15 protein-coding genes are annotated in these 15,450 nt (G+C 67.2%); 7 read left to right on the top strand and 8 right to left on the bottom strand.

Annotation, left to right across the window (positions count from 1 at the left end; all coding sequences use genetic code 11):
• Nucleotides 1-196 precede the first annotated feature (196 nt).
• Nucleotides 197-1,765, top strand: coding sequence for a peptide chain release factor 3 (locus tag ASE88_RS00960; RefSeq protein ID WP_056474298.1), 1,569 nt, complete (start codon nucleotides 197-199; stop codon nucleotides 1,763-1,765).
• 126 nt (nucleotides 1,766-1,891) lie between these two features.
• Here ASE88_RS00960 and ASE88_RS00965 read toward each other — a convergent pair whose 3' ends face one another.
• The 5 genes from ASE88_RS00965 to rpmF all read right to left on the bottom strand — a co-directional run bounded on the left by ASE88_RS00965 (nucleotide 1,892) and on the right by rpmF (nucleotide 4,911).
• Nucleotides 1,892-2,269, bottom strand: coding sequence for a MerR family transcriptional regulator (locus ASE88_RS00965; RefSeq protein WP_056474412.1), 378 nt, complete (start codon nucleotides 2,267-2,269; stop codon nucleotides 1,892-1,894).
• Between the two features lie 33 nt (nucleotides 2,270-2,302).
• A complete protein-coding gene (locus ASE88_RS00970; RefSeq protein WP_055881937.1) occupies nucleotides 2,303-2,602 on the bottom strand; it encodes an integration host factor subunit alpha in 300 nt (99 codons plus the stop codon).
• A gap of 94 nt (nucleotides 2,603-2,696) precedes the next feature.
• Nucleotides 2,697-3,665 carry a beta-ketoacyl-ACP synthase III gene (locus ASE88_RS00975; protein WP_056474301.1) on the bottom strand — a complete coding sequence of 323 codons (969 nt, stop codon included), beginning with the start codon at nucleotides 3,663-3,665 and terminating at the stop codon, nucleotides 2,697-2,699.
• Complete coding sequence (gene plsX, locus ASE88_RS00980) at nucleotides 3,662-4,690, bottom strand: phosphate acyltransferase PlsX (RefSeq protein WP_056474415.1); 1,029 nt, start codon at nucleotides 4,688-4,690, stop codon at nucleotides 3,662-3,664. The genes ASE88_RS00975 and plsX overlap by 4 nt, the downstream gene beginning before the upstream one ends.
• A 41-nt stretch (nucleotides 4,691-4,731) precedes the next feature.
• A complete protein-coding gene (gene rpmF / locus ASE88_RS18080; RefSeq protein WP_056054400.1) occupies nucleotides 4,732-4,911 on the bottom strand; it encodes a 50S ribosomal protein L32 in 180 nt (59 codons plus the stop codon).
• Nucleotides 4,912-5,136: 225 nt separating this feature from the next.
• On the opposite strand from rpmF, the gene ASE88_RS00985 reads away from it, so the two are divergent.
• Nucleotides 5,137-5,580, top strand: coding sequence for an MAPEG family protein (locus tag ASE88_RS00985; protein WP_056474304.1), 444 nt, complete (start codon nucleotides 5,137-5,139; stop codon nucleotides 5,578-5,580).
• The gene (locus ASE88_RS00990) at nucleotides 5,577-7,202 is read left to right on the top strand and encodes a M28 family metallopeptidase (protein ID WP_056474307.1); all 1,626 of its coding nucleotides are present in this window, start codon (nucleotides 5,577-5,579) and stop codon (nucleotides 7,200-7,202) included. The genes ASE88_RS00985 and ASE88_RS00990 overlap by 4 nt, the downstream gene beginning before the upstream one ends.
• 249 nt (nucleotides 7,203-7,451) lie before the next feature.
• On the opposite strand, the gene ASE88_RS00995 is transcribed toward ASE88_RS00990, so the two are convergent.
• The gene (locus tag ASE88_RS00995) at nucleotides 7,452-8,111 is read right to left on the bottom strand and encodes an MBL fold metallo-hydrolase (protein ID WP_056474310.1); all 660 of its coding nucleotides are present in this window, start codon (nucleotides 8,109-8,111) and stop codon (nucleotides 7,452-7,454) included.
• Nucleotides 8,112-8,191: 80 nt separating this feature from the next.
• Here ASE88_RS00995 and pabB point away from each other — a divergent pair, with 80 nt between their 5' ends.
• Together pabB and ASE88_RS01005 are read left to right on the top strand one after the other, a co-directional pair.
• Entirely contained in the window at nucleotides 8,192-9,952 is a 1,761-nt protein-coding gene (pabB, locus tag ASE88_RS01000; protein WP_056474311.1) for an aminodeoxychorismate synthase component I, read from the top strand.
• A 51-nt stretch (nucleotides 9,953-10,003) separates the two neighbouring features.
• Nucleotides 10,004-11,203 (top strand): pyridoxal phosphate-dependent aminotransferase, encoded by a 1,200-nt coding sequence (locus ASE88_RS01005; protein ID WP_056474314.1) that lies wholly within the window; start codon nucleotides 10,004-10,006, stop codon nucleotides 11,201-11,203.
• Nucleotides 11,204-11,504: 301 nt separating this feature from the next.
• On the opposite strand, the gene ASE88_RS18585 is transcribed toward ASE88_RS01005, so the two are convergent.
• The gene (locus ASE88_RS18585) at nucleotides 11,505-11,765 is read right to left on the bottom strand and encodes a hypothetical protein (RefSeq protein WP_156348409.1); all 261 of its coding nucleotides are present in this window, start codon (nucleotides 11,763-11,765) and stop codon (nucleotides 11,505-11,507) included.
• Between ASE88_RS18585 and msrA the strand changes: the two genes are divergently transcribed.
• Nucleotides 11,749-12,408: a peptide-methionine (S)-S-oxide reductase MsrA gene (gene msrA, locus ASE88_RS01015; protein ID WP_055881919.1), complete on the top strand. Its 660-nt coding sequence runs from the start codon at nucleotides 11,749-11,751 to the stop codon at nucleotides 12,406-12,408. The two genes, ASE88_RS18585 and msrA, sit on opposite strands and share 17 nt — an antisense overlap.
• 157 nt (nucleotides 12,409-12,565) lie before the next feature.
• On the opposite strand, the gene pdeM is transcribed toward msrA, so the two are convergent.
• Entirely contained in the window at nucleotides 12,566-13,228 is a 663-nt protein-coding gene (gene pdeM / locus ASE88_RS01020) for a ligase-associated DNA damage response endonuclease PdeM (protein ID WP_056474320.1), read from the bottom strand.
• A gap of 135 nt (nucleotides 13,229-13,363) precedes the next feature.
• On the opposite strand from pdeM, the gene ASE88_RS01025 reads away from it, so the two are divergent.
• Nucleotides 13,364-15,355, top strand: coding sequence for a potassium transporter Kup (locus ASE88_RS01025; RefSeq protein WP_082466012.1), 1,992 nt, complete (start codon nucleotides 13,364-13,366; stop codon nucleotides 15,353-15,355).
• Nucleotides 15,356-15,450 lie beyond the last annotated feature (95 nt).

Here is a 15,450-nt window from a genome sequence, read left to right on the forward strand (position 1 = left end):
TTGCGGGGGAGGATGACGGTGTGGTCAAGGACCCCTCTGTCCTACACGCCTCGCATCTGCCAATAGCACGCGATGATCGCTGCAAGCCGCCTCCTCCCGATCCCGCCGCGTCCCGCGCGGGGAGGGGATTCCGAGCGGTACGTAGCCTGAACTTCCTTAACTTCCGAGCCGCGACTCGGCTCCCCGGATCCACGCCATGACCCAATTTCCCCGCCGCACCTTCGCGATCATCTCGCATCCCGATGCCGGCAAGACCACGCTGACCGAGAAGCTGCTCTATTTCGGCGGCGCGATCCATCTCGCCGGCGAGGTGAAGGCGCGCGGCCAGAACCGCCGCGCGCGCTCCGACTGGATGAAGATCGAGCAGCAGCGCGGCATCTCGGTCACGTCGTCGGTGATGACGTTCGAACGCCAGGGCATCACCTTCAACCTGCTCGACACGCCGGGCCATGAAGACTTTTCCGAAGACACCTACCGCACGCTGACCGCGGTCGACTCGGCGGTCATGGTGATCGACGCCGCCAAGGGCATCGAGCCGCAGACGCGCAAGCTGTTCGAGGTCTGTCGCCTGCGCAACGTGCCGATCATCACCTTCGTCAACAAGGTCGATCGCGAGGGGCGCGATCCCTTCTCGCTGCTCGACGAGGTCGCAGAGATGCTCCAGCTCGACGTCTGCCCGATGAGCTGGCCGGTCGGCATGGGCGGCGAATTCGAAGGCGTCTATGACCTGTACGCCAACACTTTGAGCCGCCCCGAAGGCGACAGCCGCGAGTTCATGGGCAAGGCGATCCCGTTCACGGGCATCGACGACCCGGCGCTTGCCAAGATCCTCAGTCCCGAAGGCATCGTCCGCCTGAACGACGAAGCCGAACTCGCACAGGGCGGCTATTCGAGTTTCGACGCCGAGGCCTATCGCGCGGGCAATCTGACGCCGGTGTATTTCGGCTCGGCGCTCAAGGATTTCGGCGTCGCCGAGCTGATCGCCGCGCTCGCCGACTATGCGCCGCCGCCGCGCGCGCAGCCCGCCGAGCCCGCCCCCGTCTCGCCCGACGAGCCCGAAGTCACCGGCTTCGTGTTCAAGGTGCAGGCGAACATGGACCCCAACCACCGCGATCGCATCGCGTTCATGCGGCTGTGCTCGGGCGTGTTCAAGCGCGGCATGAAGCTGACCCCCACGGGCCACGGCAAGCCGATCGCGGTCCACTCGCCGATCCTGTTCTTCGCGCAGAATCGCGAGCTGGCGGATGAGGCGTTTCCGGGCGACATCATCGGCATCCCCAACCACGGAACGCTGCGCGTCGGCGATACGCTCAGCGAAAAGGCTGCGATCCGCTTCACCGGGCTGCCGAACTTCGCGCCCGAAATCCTGCGCCGCGTGGTGCTGAAGGATTTCACCAAGACCAAGCAGTTGCGCAAGGCGCTCGACGACATGGCCGAGGAGGGGGTGACGCAGGTCTTCTACCCCGACATCGGCTCGAACTGGATCATCGGCGTCGTCGGGCAGCTACAGCTCGAAGTGCTGCTCTCCCGCCTCGACGCGGAGTACAAGGTCGCGGCCGGGCTCGAGCCTGCGCCCTACGAGACCGCGCGCTGGATCTCGGCGGAAGACCCGCTGGAGCTGAAGACCTTCGCGGAGATCAACCGCGGCGCGATGGCGAAGGACCGCGACGGCAACCCCGTCTTCCTCGCGAAAAGCGCATGGGAAGTGAACTACATCGCCGAGCGCTATTCGAAGATCCGCTTCGCCGCGACGCGCGAGCGGTAAGGGACCGCGACCGCCATCCATCGTCATCCCCGTGGAGGCGGGGATCCAGATGCTCAAACGCCTGTGGATTGATCGCTACGCTCAGTCACTATGGATCCCCGCCTGCGCGGGGATGACGAGAACGGGTCAGTCCGCGGCCAGTGCCTCGGCGAGCATGTCGCGGATCGCGCGCAACGCGGGCATCGGCGACTCGGCCTGCGCGACGATCTCGGCGGGGCCGGGGATTGCGGGCGGCGCGGTCTTCTCGCCCGCCAGCAACTGCTGCACGCCGCGGACGGTATAGCCCTCGCGGTTCAGATACTGGTCGATCCGCCGCACCAGCGCGACGTCCTCGGGCCGGTAATAGCGCCGGTTGCCTGCGCGCTGCAGCGGCTTGAGCTGGGGAAAGCGCGTTTCCCAATAGCGCAGGATATGCTGCGGCAGGCCGGTATCGCGCGACAGCTCGCCGATCGTCCGGAACGCTGCCCCCGCCTTGGTCGTCGGTGGCGGGGTATCGTCGTTCATCGAGACGGCATCGGCGTCGTCAGGCACGCTGGATCAGTTGGCGCCGACAATGCGCTCACGCATCATCTGGCTCGCCCGGAACGTCAGCACGCGGCGCGGCGCGATCGGCACCTCGATGCCGGTCTTGGGGTTGCGCCCCACGCGCTCGCCCTTGTCGCGAAGCACGAACGTACCGAATCCCGAGATCTTGACGTTCTCGCCGCCGGACAGTGCACCGCACATCTCGGCAAGAATCTGTTCCACGATCTTGGAGGAATCGGCGCGCGACAACCCCACCTCGCGGTGGAGGGATTCGGCCAGATCGGCCCGCGTCAAAGTACCGGTCATCGTCATTGCATGCTCCCACACCCGGCGTTTCTCCTACACATGCGGGCAGGCGAGCGGAAGAACTTTTGTTCTAGAAGCGACCCGGCATGTTTGGAAACGATTAGAAGCGGATAACCGCGGCGCCCCAGGTGAAGCCGCCACCCATCGCTTCGAGGATGACGATCTGTCCCTGCTGGATGCGCCCGTCGCGGACCGCGACATCGAGCGCGAGCGGCACCGAGGCCGCCGAGGTGTTGGCATGCTGGTCGACGGTGACGACGACCTTGGCGGGTGCGAGGCCCAGTTTGCGCGCGGTCGCATCGAGGATCCGGGCGTTCGCCTGATGCGGCACGACCCAGTCGACCTGGTCCGCGTCGAGCCCGGCCATCGCCAGTGACTCGGTCATTACCGACGCCAGGTTCGTCACCGCATGGCGGAAGACCTCGCGGCCCTTCATGCGCAGCTTGCCGACGGTGCCGGTCGTCGAGACGCCGCCATCGACGTACAGAAGCTCGTTGTGCCGCCCATCGGCGTGCAGCTTGGTCGTCAAGATACCGCGCCCGCCCTCGTCGGCCGTGTCCTGCGCCTCCAGCACGATCGCGCCGGCGCCGTCACCGAACAACACGCACGTCGTCCGGTCTTCCCAGTCGAGGATGCGGCTGAACGTCTCCGCACCGATCACTAGCGCGCGCTTGGCGACGTTGCTGCGGATCATGCTGTCGACGACCTGGACCGCGTAGAGGAAGCCCGAGCAGACCGCGGCCACGTCGAACGCGACGCAGTCGTCGATACCGAGCATCGCCTGCACCTTGGTGGCGCTCGATGGAAACGTCTGGTCGGGAGTCGCGGTGGCGAGCACGATCAGGTCGATGCTCTGCGCGTCGATCCCGGCGGCCGCCAACGCGGCCTTGCACGCGTCGGCCGCCAGCGTCGCGGTCGTCTCGCCTTCGCCGGCGATGTGGCGAAAGCGGATGCCGGTGCGCTCGACGATCCAATCGTCGCTGGTATCGACGGTCTCCGCCAGCTCGGCGTTCGAGACGCGCCGCGCGGGCAGGGCGGAGCCGGTGCCGATCACGACCGAACGAATCATGCCGCCTTCTCCACATTGCCGAGATCGTCGGCGATGCGCCGGATCAGATCGTTGCGGACCATCTTGGCGGCATTGCCGATCGCAGTCGCGACGCCGCGGTCGGTGGCGCCGCCATGGCTCTTCACGACGATGCCGTTGAGCCCGAGAAACACCGCGCCATTGTGATTGTTGGGATCGAGATGATCGCGCAGCAATTCGGTGGCGGGGCGCGAGATCAGGAAACCGAGCTTCGAGCGGACCGAACTGCGAAACGCGCGCTTGAGCAGGTCGGCGACGAATCGCGCGGTGCCCTCGGCGGTCTTGAGCGCGATGTTGCCCGAAAAGCCGTCGCACACGACGACGTCGACCTCGCCGCGCGACAGCCGGTCGCCCTCGATGAAGCCGTTGAACTGCATGTCGACCGATGGCGTCGCGCGCAGCTGCGCTGCGGCGTCGCGAATCTCGTCGGTGCCCTTCATGTCCTCGCTGCCGATATTCAGCAGCGCGACGCGGGGGTGCGGAATGTCGAGCGCAGTGCGCGCATAGGCCGCGCCCATGATCGCGAACTGGACGAGGTTGCGCGCATCGCACTCGGTGTTCGCACCAAGGTCGAGCATCACCATGTCGGTGTCGCCGAGCGTCGGCAGACGCGCCGCGAGTGCCGGCCGGTCGATCCCGGGCAGCATCCGCAACGACAGCTTCGCCATCGCCATCAGCGCGCCGGTGTTACCCGACGACACCGCGGCGGCGGCGCGACCCTGTTTCACGAGGTCGATCGCGATGCCCATCGAGGTCTTCTTGGCGCGCCTGATCGCCTGGGTCGGCTTTTCGCTCGACCCGACGACTTCGGGCGCGTGGACGATCTCCGAATGCTGCGACAGGTTCGGATGAGCCTTCAGCCCCTCGCGAATCGCCGCTTCGTCGCCGACCAGCAGAAAGCGCATGCCCTCGAATTGATGACGCGCAAGCGCGACGCCGGCGAGCATCACTGCCAGCCCGTCGTCGCCACCCATCGCATCGACCGCGATCCAGCCGCTGTCGGGCATCGTCTGTCCTTCGTTCAAGTTAGAGGTTCCGGACGGAAGCCTCAGCCCTCGATCGAGAGGATTTCACGACCGTTATAGTGACCGCACGACCCGCACAGATTGTGCGGACGCTTCAGTTCGCCACAGTTGGGGCATTCTTGGAACGACGCGATCGTGAGCGAGTCGTGACCACGGCGCATGCCGCGCTTGGAGGGCGAGGTTTTTCTTTTGGGGACGGCCATTTCGGCACCTTGTTCAGTCTAAAGGTCGGGGCTCTGAGTACGCCCGGACACGGAACTCGGCAACCGACATGAATGCCGGCCGCCTGAAGCAACCCATGCGGCCTGACGCTCGCGAAGCGTGGCGCTATAGCGAATTCGTCCCGCGTTGCAAGCTTTCGCCCCCGCGTTGCAACCATGGGTCGCGGGTGGCAGGAGCTGAAGCGACATCCAACAAGGGGCAACGCCGTGATATTACCCGTGACGCTGACGATCGCAGCGGCTGCTGCCGTCGTCAATCTATGGCTCGCCTTCCGAATCGTGCCGATGCGCGTGAAGGGGAACGTCCTGATCGGCGACAACGGCGATGTGCTGTTGCAGGGCCGCATGCGCGCGCATGCGAACTTCACCGAATATGCGCCGTTCATCCTGATTCTGCTCGGTCTGATCGAACTGGCGGGCGGGTCGACGCTGTGGCTGTGGATCGCCGGCGCGGTGTTCGTGATCGCCCGCGTCGCGCACGCGTTCGGGATGGACCGGACGACGTCGAGCGTACCGCGCGCAGGCGGGGCGCTGGCGACCTGGGCACTGATGGCGCTACTCGCGGGCTGGGCGCTGACGATCGCCTATCAGGCCAACACGGTCCCGGCTGCCAAGACCTTCCAGGTCGTGCCGTCGGGAGGCCGCGCATGAGCGCGCTTCGCCTGTTTGCCGCCGCAGCGCTGCTGACGGCATCGCCTGCTGTCGCGCAGATTTCGCCCGAGCGCCTGTCCGCGGACGTGAAGACGCTCGCGTCCGACTCGTTCGAGGGCCGCGCGCCCGGCACGCCGGGCGAGACCAAGACGATCGACTGGCTGATCGCGCAGTTCAAGGCGATGAAGGCGCAGCCCGGCGGCCCGAACGGCAGCTGGACGCAGCCCGTGCCGCTCGTCCACACGCGGATGGGCACCGGCACCGTCCGCGCCGGCACCACGCCGCTGGTACAGGGCCGCGATGTCTATCTCAGCACGGTCCGCGGCGTCGACCGGGTTGCCATCGCGAACGCGCCGATGGTGTTCGTCGGCTACGGCGTCAGCGCGTCCGAACGCGGCTGGGACGACTTCAAGGGGCTCGATCTCAAGGGCAAGGTCGCGGTCTTCCTCGTCAACGATCCCGATTTCGAGGCGATCGCCGGCGACGATTCGAAGGGCAAGTTCGGCGATCGCCGGATGACCTATTACGGCCGCTGGACGTACAAATACGAAGAGGCGGCACGGCGGGGTGCCGTCGCGGCGCTGATCGTCCACGACACGCCGGGGGCCGGCTATGGCTGGAACACCGTCACCGCGCCGGCCGGCGAGAATTATGACATCGTGCGGAAAGATCCCGAATCGCGGGTGATGCTGCAGGGATGGCTCGAAGGGGGCGCTGCGACTCGGCTGTTCGCCGCCTCCGGCCTCGACCTCGCCGGCTTGCGCAAGGCCGCCCGCCGCAGCGATTTCCGCCCGGTGCCGCTGAAACAGGCGTTCACCACCGACCTGCCGGTCAAGCACGACACCGCCGAGAGCCGCAACGTGCTCGCGAAGCTGCCGGGGAAGACCCACCCCGACGAGGTCGTGATGTTCGGCGCGCACTGGGATGCCTATGGGATCGGCGCCCCCGACGCGCAGGGCCGCACGATTCGGCCCGGCGCCAACGACGATGGGCTCGGCGTTGCGGGCGTGCTCGAACTCGCGCGTACCTTCGCCAAGGCACCGCGGACCGACCGCAGTCTCGTCTTCGCGCTGTGGAGCGGCGAGGAGCGCGGGCTGCTCGGCTCCGAAACCTATGCGGTGAACCCGGTCTATCCGGCGGCCAAGACGGTCGCCAACCTGACGCTCGACATCCTCCAGACCGCGGGCCCGGCGAAGGACGTCATGCTGGTCGGCGCAGGCCAGAACAGCCTCGAGGATATGCTTGGCGATGCCGCCAAGGCGCAGGGTCGAGTCGTCACCCCCGAAGCGCTCCCCGAACGCGGGCTGTTCTACCGCGCCGATCACTTCTCGGTCGCGCGCCGCGGCGTGCCGACGCTGCTGCTGATGGCGATCAGCGGTGCGCCGGATCTGGTGACGGGCGGGCGGACGGCGGGGCAGGCGTGGCTCGACGGTTATATGAAATGCTACCACCAGACCTGCGACGCGTGGGGGGCGGACTGGGATCTGCGCGGCGCCGCGCAGGATGTCGGTCTGTTCCAGACGATCGGCACGAAGCTCGCGAACAGCCGGTTGTGGCCGGAATGGCGCGATGGCTCCGAGTTCAAGTCGGTGCGGGCCGAGACGGCGAGTGAGCGGCAGTAGGACTTAACCCACACTCCCCACCACCCCGGCGAAGGCCGGGGCCCAATTGGAAAGGGTACTGTGACGGAGCGCCACCTCCGCCAATCGTCGCCCCCCAATTGGGCCCCGGCCTTCGCCGGGGTGGGGCGGTAGGGAGGTGGCGCTTCTTCAGCCCCTTCCTGTTCTCCCGCGAAGGCGGGAGCCCAGGGTTACGAACGCTATCGTTTGGTACCCTGGACCCCCGCCTCCGCGGGGGAACAAGCGCGGCGGTCAGGCCGCCAGGGCCCGATCGCTTACGAACATGTTGTTAGCCCGCTCATGTGCAAACGTGCTCGCGGGCCCGTGCCCCGGGATGAAGCTCGTATCGCTCCCCAGCGGCCACAATTTCTCGACGATCGACTTCACCAGCACCTGGTGATTCCCGCCCGGCATGTCCGACCGCCCGACCGACCCCTGGAACAGCACGTCGCCGACCTGCGCGAACTTCGACGGCGCATGGTGGAAGATCACATGACCCTCGGTATGCCCCGGCGTCTCGTACACATCGAGCACGAGCTCGCCGACCGACACCGTATCACCCTCGACCAGCCACCGGTCGGGCTCGAAATTCACGCCGCTGATGCCGTATTTCGGCCCGTCCTGATCGAGCCGCTGCAACCAGAACCGGTCCGCCTCGTGCGGCCCCTCGATCGGCACGCCCAGATCGTTCGACAGCCGCTTGGCGCCGCCGGCATGGTCGATATGACCATGCGTCAGCAGGATCTTCTCGACCGTCACGCCCGCCTGTTCGACCGCCGCCATGATCCGCGGCAGGTCGCCGCCCGGATCGATCACCGCCGCCTTCATCGTCGCGGTGCACCAGATGATGGTGCAGTTCTGCTGGATCGGCGTGACGGGGACGATCGCGGCGCGGAGGGGAGGATTTGTCATGGCCTCGAAATAGGATAGCGCATCGGTTGGAGCAATCGCCGCTTGCGATTTGCACCGCGGCCCGTGCAACAGTCGCAACGATGTGGACTGCGCCCTTCGTTTTGCTCGACGACGCCCGCGAGGGCGGGGCTCCAGCCCGGCTGTACCGCGATCCTATCCGGATCGTCCGCGCCGATACGCTCGCCGAAGTCCGCCCCGCGTTCGACGCCCTGCGCGCCGCCCGTGCGGATGGTCTCCACGCCGCGGGCTACCTGACCTACGAAGCCGGCGCTGCGCTCGCGTCGAAGCCGCTCGACGTCCGCAGCGAGGGGCCGCTGCTCTGGTTCGGCCTGTTCGCCGGGTACGAGACGATCGCCGCGCACGACGTCGCCGCTTTGCTCCCTGAGCCCGCCGGCGCATGGACCGGCGCGCCACGCCCGCTCATCGACCGCGACACCTACGACGCCAGCCTGTCGCGCGTGCTCGACCTCATCGCGGCGGGTGACATCTATCAGGCGAACCTCACCTTTGCCGCGACCGTGCCGTTCGTCGGCGACCCGCTCGCGCTCTACGCCCGGCTGCGGGCCCAGGCAGGGGCCGGCTATGGCGCGCTGATCGACACCGGCGAGACGCGGTTCCTGTCGCTCTCCCCCGAACTCTTCTTCGCGCTAGACGGCGACACGCTCACCTGCCGCCCGATGAAGGGCACCGCCCAACGCGGCGACACGCCCGAGGCCGACCGCGCACTGGCCGAGGCGCTCGCGGCCGATCCGAAGCAACGTGCCGAAAACCTGATGATCGTCGATCTGATGCGCAACGATCTGTCGCGAGTCGCGACCCACGTCGCGGTCCCCGACCTGTTCACTGTCGAGACCTATCCGACCGTCCACCAGATGACCTCGACCGTCACCGCCACGCGCAAGCCCGGTTGCGACGCGGTCGACGTGCTCGCCGCGCTGTTCCCGTGCGGCTCGATCACCGGCGCGCCCAAGCAACGCGCGATGGAGGTCATCGCCGAGGTCGAACACGCGCGCACCCGCGGCATCTACACCGGCGCGATCGGTCGCTTCGATCCGAGTGGCGATGCGATCTTCAATGTCGCGATCCGCACGATCGCGATCGAGGACGGTGCGGCCGCGATGAGTCTCGGTTCGGGCATCGTCGCCGACAGCGCGGCTGACGCCGAGTGGGCGGAATGCCACGCCAAGGGCGCGTTCGTCACCGCCGGCCAGCGCCCCTTCGACCTGATCGAGACGATGGCATTCGATCCCGAAGACGGGCTCACCCGCCTCGAAGCGCATCTCGCACGGATGAAGGCGAGTGCGGAGCGGCTCGATTTCACCTTCGATCGCCACACCGCGCGCAACGAGCTGCAGGCCGCGACCTTCCGGTTGCGCGGCCCCCGCCGGATCCGCCTGCTGCTCAGCCCGTCGGGCGCGATCGCGATCGAGGCGGCACCGCTGCCGCACTCGCCGGCCGAGGCGCACGTCGCGATCGTTCCGCTGCCGGTCGCGCCCGCCGACTTTCGCCTGCGCCACAAGACGAGCGCGCGCGGCTTCTACGACGCGGCGCGCAAGGACGCAGGAACGTTCGAGGTCGTGTTCGAGGATGCCGACGGCTTCCTGACCGAAGGCAGCTTCACCTCGCTGTTCGTGCAGCGCGGCGACGTGCTTGCGACTCCGCCGCTACGGCATGGCCTGCTCCCCGGTATTCTCCGCGCCGAAATGCTCGAATCGGGGCGCGCGATCGAGGCGCCGCTCACTCGCGCCGACCTCACGGGCGGTTTCTTCATCGGAAATGCGGTCCGTGGCCTCATTCCGGCGATTGTTGCGGTTGCGAAATCGGTCACCCGGGGCGTATAGCCCGCGCGAATTCCGCGGCACGAAACTGCGGACAACCGCAAAGGTTCCATCATGCACGCATCCGCCGCGCTCGGTCGCATCAGCCCTTCGCCGACGCTCGCGATCACCAGCCGCGTTCTCGAGCTGAAGCGCGCGGGCGTCGACGTGATCGGGCTGGGCGCGGGCGAACCCGATTTCGACACGCCCGACTTCGTCAAAGAGGCCGCGATCCAGGCGATCCGCGACGGCAAGACCAAATACACCAATGTCGACGGCACGATCGAGCTGAAGCAGGCGATCGTCGCCAAGTTCGCGCGCGACAACGGCCTGACCTACACCACCGACCAGATCAGCGTGAACGTCGGCGGCAAGCACACCCTGTTCAACGCGATGGTCGCGACGATCGATCCGGGCGACGAGGTCGTCATCCCCGCGCCCTATTGGGTCAGCTATCCCGACGTCGTGCAGTTCGCCGGCGGCGTGCCCGTGATCGTCAAGGCAGGCCCCGAGGTCGGCTACAAGCTCGATCCCGCGGCACTCGACGCGGCGATCACGCCCAGGACCAAGTGGGTGATCCTCAACTCGCCGTCGAACCCGACCGGCGCCGGCTACACGATCGACGAGCTGAAGGCTTTGGGCGCGGTGCTGGCGAAGCACCCGCACGTCTGGATCTTCGCCGACGATATGTACGAGCATATCGTCTATGACGGCTTCAAGTTCGCGACGATCGCCGAGGCGTGCCCCGAGCTGTTCGAGCGCACGCTGACCGTCAACGGCTGCTCGAAGGCCTATGCGATGACCGGCTGGCGGATCGGCTATGCCGGCGGTGCGAGCTGGCTGATCAAGGCGATGGCCAAGCTCCAGTCGCAGTCGACCTCGAACCCGTGCTCGATCGCGCAGGCCGCCGCCGTCGCCGCGCTCAATGGCGACCAGTCGTTCCTCGCCGAACGCAACACAGCGTTCCAAGGCCGTCGCGACCTGGTCGTGAAGATGCTGAACGAGATCGACGGCATGGAATGCCCGACGCCGGAGGGCGCGTTCTACGTCTACCCGTCGTTCGCCGCGCTGATCGGCAAGACGACCCCGAACGGTCGCCTGATCGACACCGACGAGGCGATGGTCGGGTATCTGCTCGACGACGCCAAGGTCGCGGTCGTGCAGGGCGCGGCGTTCGGCCTCAGCCCGGCGTTCCGGATCAGCTATGCGACCTCGGACGCGCTGCTGCGCGAGGCATGCACGCGCATCCAGACCGCCTGCGCCGCGCTGAAGTAACTGCCTGATCCTCCCCCGCAAGGGGGAGGTGGCTGGCCCTTGCCAGACGGGGGGGGAGGAAAGGAATAACCTCTGCTCCGTGTCCTCCCCCTCCGCCACCTTTCGGCGACACCTCCCCCTGGCGGGAGAGGATTTGCGGCTGGAGCAACATTTCGGAAACGCGGCGACATCGCCCGGCAATCCTGCCGGGAGATCCCTGCTGCACGATGAACGCATCGGCCACGCCGCGTTAATCGAGAGTTTCTAAAAACGACATTGTGGTTGGCCGGCATCTCTACGACATGCCGGTTCGTAGCTGATGCTAACCCATCCGGTTGGCGTCATCACTTGGTTTCATTGGGATCGCATCATGCGCAGCATCGTAAAGTCGAGTTTCTTCTGGCAGTTCAGCGGCGGTTTCGTCCTCGGCGCCATCGGCTTGCTCGCGCTGCAGCCCGCTGAAGCCCGCCAGACCTTCGCAAGCCATTTCGAACACAGCGCGTCCACCACGCGATAAACACCCGGACGGCTTGGCGAAACGGAGCGGCAACCCCATGTATCTAAACATGAAAAAGCCGCTCATCGCCACGCTCGCCGCCGTCGGTATCGCCGGTGCGATTCTTGCCACCGGTGCAGCGCAAGGCGCCCGCGCCGTCGTCATCCCCGCCGTCAAGACCGACCTGCCGCCCGCGCCCGGTATCCAGACCGCGGTGCTCGCCGGCGGCTGCTTCTGGACGATGGAGGCGGTGTTCGAGCATGTGAAGGGCGTGAAGACGGTCACGACCGGCTATGCAGGCGGCACCAAGGCCACCGCGACCTACGATCAGGTTTCCGCCGAGACGACCCGCCATGCCGAAGCGATCCGGATCGCCTATGATCCCCGAGTCGTGAGCTATGGCACGCTGCTCCGAGTCTATTTCTCGATCGCGCATGATCCGACGACGCTGAACCGGCAGGGCCCCGACAGCGGCACCAGCTATCGCTCGGCGATCTTCCCGCAGTCGCCCGCGCAGGCGCAGGTCGCCCGTGCGTACATCGCGCAGCTAGGTGCGACGCGCGCGTTCTCCGGCCCGATCGTGACAAAGCTCGAAACCGGCGCCTTCTATCCGGCTGAGGCGTATCACCAAAACTTCGCCGACCGGAACCCGACGCATCCCTATGTGGTAACATGGGACAAGCCCAAGCTCGCCGCATTCCGCGCAGCGTTTCCGACGATTTCGAGCTGAGAGACTACCAGCTTTCCCAATGATCCACCCCGGCGAAGGGCGGGGCCCAAGTGGGAAGGCTTAAGTAACCGCGGACCATCCTCCGTTACACGCGGCCCGCAATTGGGCCCCGGCCTCCGCCGGGGTGGTGGCCTAGAGCCCCGAGTAGCGACCCGATTCAGGCCGCAACCGGAAACCGCAGCATCCGGTCCGCCACCGGCACCATCGCCTCCGCGCCCGCCCCGACCGCGCGGACGATCTCGGGGTGGTCGACATCCAGCCCCCCGGTCAGCGATCCGAACGCAGGCAGGATCAGCTTCGTCGCGGTTGCCACGAAGCACCGCCGCGCCACCGATTTGCCGCGCACGCGCAGCCGCAGCTTCGGGTGGAAATGCCCCGACAGTTCGGGCCGCGTCTCCGCGCGGTCCGCCTCGTGGCGTAGCATCAGCCCGTCGACGACGACCTTGTCCACCACGGTCCCGCCGCACCGGTCGAGGATCGCCGGATCGTGATTGCCCGTGATCCACGTCCAGCGCGTGGCCTGCGTCATCGCCTGGAGCATGGCCTGCGCGCGCGGCGGCAAGCGCTCGCACCCGTCGCTGTCGTGAAAGCTGTCGCCCAGGCACCAGACTTCGCGCGCGCCGGTCGCCGCGACCAGCGCGGTCAGATCGGCCAGCGTCGCAATCGAATCATAGGGGGGCAGCATCTGGCCCGACCGCGCGAACCAGCTCGCCTTCTCGAAATGCAGGTCGGCGACCAGCAGCGCGCGCCGCTCCGGCCAGAACAGCGCGCCTTGCGCCAACGCCAGAAGCGCATGTCCGCCGAACGAAAAGGGAACCATTTGCCTGCCATGCCGCTGTGCGCGCGGTGAATCAACCCGCCTTCGCGTCAAAGCGGCAACAGGTCGGCAGGACTTGCGCATGCCCCCAATCGGCGTAAAGCGCGCCGTCCCATCAGGAGGAGCGCTCTTCGCGCCATGACGTCCGTAGCCGGAACACCCCAGACCGCAGTTGTGACCGAACCGACCGCCGATCAATCGGCGCCGGCCGATCTGTCCGCGGCGCATCTGCATCCTCATCCGGCGCTGGCCGCGCTGACCGTCGGCGCGATCGGCGTCGTGTTCGGCGATATCGGCACCAGCCCGCTCTACGCGTTCCGCGAGGCGCTGGGCCAGACGTCGGCGGGCGGCATCGACCCGAGCGAGATCCTCGGCGTGCTGAGCCTCGCGCTCTGGTCGCTGTTCCTCGTCGTCACCGTCAAATACGTCATCTTCCTCATGCGCGCGGACAATCAGGGCGAGGGCGGCGTGCTGGCGCTCGCCGCGCTGGCCCGCCGCGCGCTCGGCATGCGGTCGCGGATTGCGATCGTGCTCGGCGCGGCGGGGGCGTCGCTGTTCTACGGCGATGCGATCATCACCCCGGCGCTGTCGGTGCTGTCGGCGATGGAGGGCCTGCGGACGATCCCGAGCGCGGCGCACATCTTCAACGAAGGCGTCGTGCGCGCGTTGACGATCGGCATCCTGATCGCGCTGTTCATGATCCAGGCGCGCGGCACCGCGCAGGTGTCCAAGCTGTTCGGCCCGGTCTGCATCGTCTGGTTCGTCGCGATCGGTGCGCTGGGCATCTGGCACATCGCCGACGAACCCTCGATCGTTCGCGTATTCTTGCCGACCTACGGCGTGTCGTTCCTGCTCACGCACGGCGTCACTGGGCTGTTCGTGCTCGGCGCTGTGTTCCTGACCGTCACCGGTGCGGAAGCGCTGACCGCGGACATGGGCCATTTCGGCAAGCTGCCGATCCGGATCGGCTGGTTCTTCCTCGTGTTCCCCGCGCTCGCGCTCAACTATCTGGGGCAGGGCGCGTTCGCGCTCGCCAAGCTGGAGGATGCGGCGCGGCAGGGCATCCCCTTCGTCAATCAGGACTGGTTCTTCCTGATGGCGCCCGAATCGCTGCGCCCGGCGCTCATCATCCTCGCCGGGTTCGCCACCGTGATCGCCAGCCAGGCGGTCATCACCGGCGCGTTCAGCCTGACGCAGCAGGCGATCCAGCTCGGCCTGCTGCCCCGCCTGCGCATCCGCCAGACCTCCGCGGTGTTCGCCGGCCAGATCTACCTGCCCGCGATCAACTGGCTGTTGCTGATCGGCGTGCTGGTGCTGGTGGTCCAGTTCAAGACGTCGTCGGCGATGGCCGCGGCTTACGGCATCGCGGTGACCGGCACGATGGTCGTCACCACGCTGCTCGCCTACATCGTCGTGCGGCATCGCTGGAACTGGTCGCGCCCGCTGGCGCTGGCGGCGATCCTGCCGTTCCTGACGCTCGACCTGATCTTCTTCGGCGCGAACATCCTCCGCGTGATCGAGGGCGGCTGGGTGCCGCTCGTGATCGCCGCGTCGATCGGCCTCATCATCTACACCTGGGTCCGCGGCAAGAAGATCGTCAGCGCGTTCGAGAAGCGCCAGAGCATCCCGCTCAGCGACCTCGCCGCCGCGCTCGAGAAGCGCCCGCCCGAGCGCGTCTCGGGGACCGCGGTGTTCCTGACCGCGAACCCGCATGCGACGCCGGGCGCGCTGCTGCACAACCTCAAGCACAACAAGGTGCTGCACGAGCGCAACCTGATCGTCAGCATCCGCACCGCCGACCGCCCGTTCGTCGACGAGGCGAGCCGCGCCAAGGTCGAGCGCGTCGACGAGAATTTCTCGATCGTCGTGCTGACCTATGGCTTCATGGAATCGCCCGACGTGCCGCGCGATCTCGGCGTCGGCAACAAGACCGAGCAGCTCGGGCTCGACCCGATGCGCACCTCGTTCTTCATCGGCCGCAACACGCTGAAGCCCGATGCGGAGAAGGGCATGCCGCCCTGGCAGGACCGGATCTTCCTGTTCCTGCAGCGCAACGCCAGCGACCCGACCGACTTCCTGAAGATCCCGCCCGGCAAGGTGCTCGAGCTAGGCGAACAGGTAACGGTCTAAACTCCCTCGCCCCTCCGGGGAGAGGGAAGGGGCCCGCACGGCGAAGCCGGGTGGGAAGGGAGAGGGGCGTGAGGCTCGGGACGCTGATCCCACCC

The sequence above is a fragment of the Sphingomonas sp. Leaf38 genome (genome assembly GCF_001421825.1).
Classification (GTDB): Bacteria; Pseudomonadota; Alphaproteobacteria; order Sphingomonadales; family Sphingomonadaceae; genus Sphingomonas.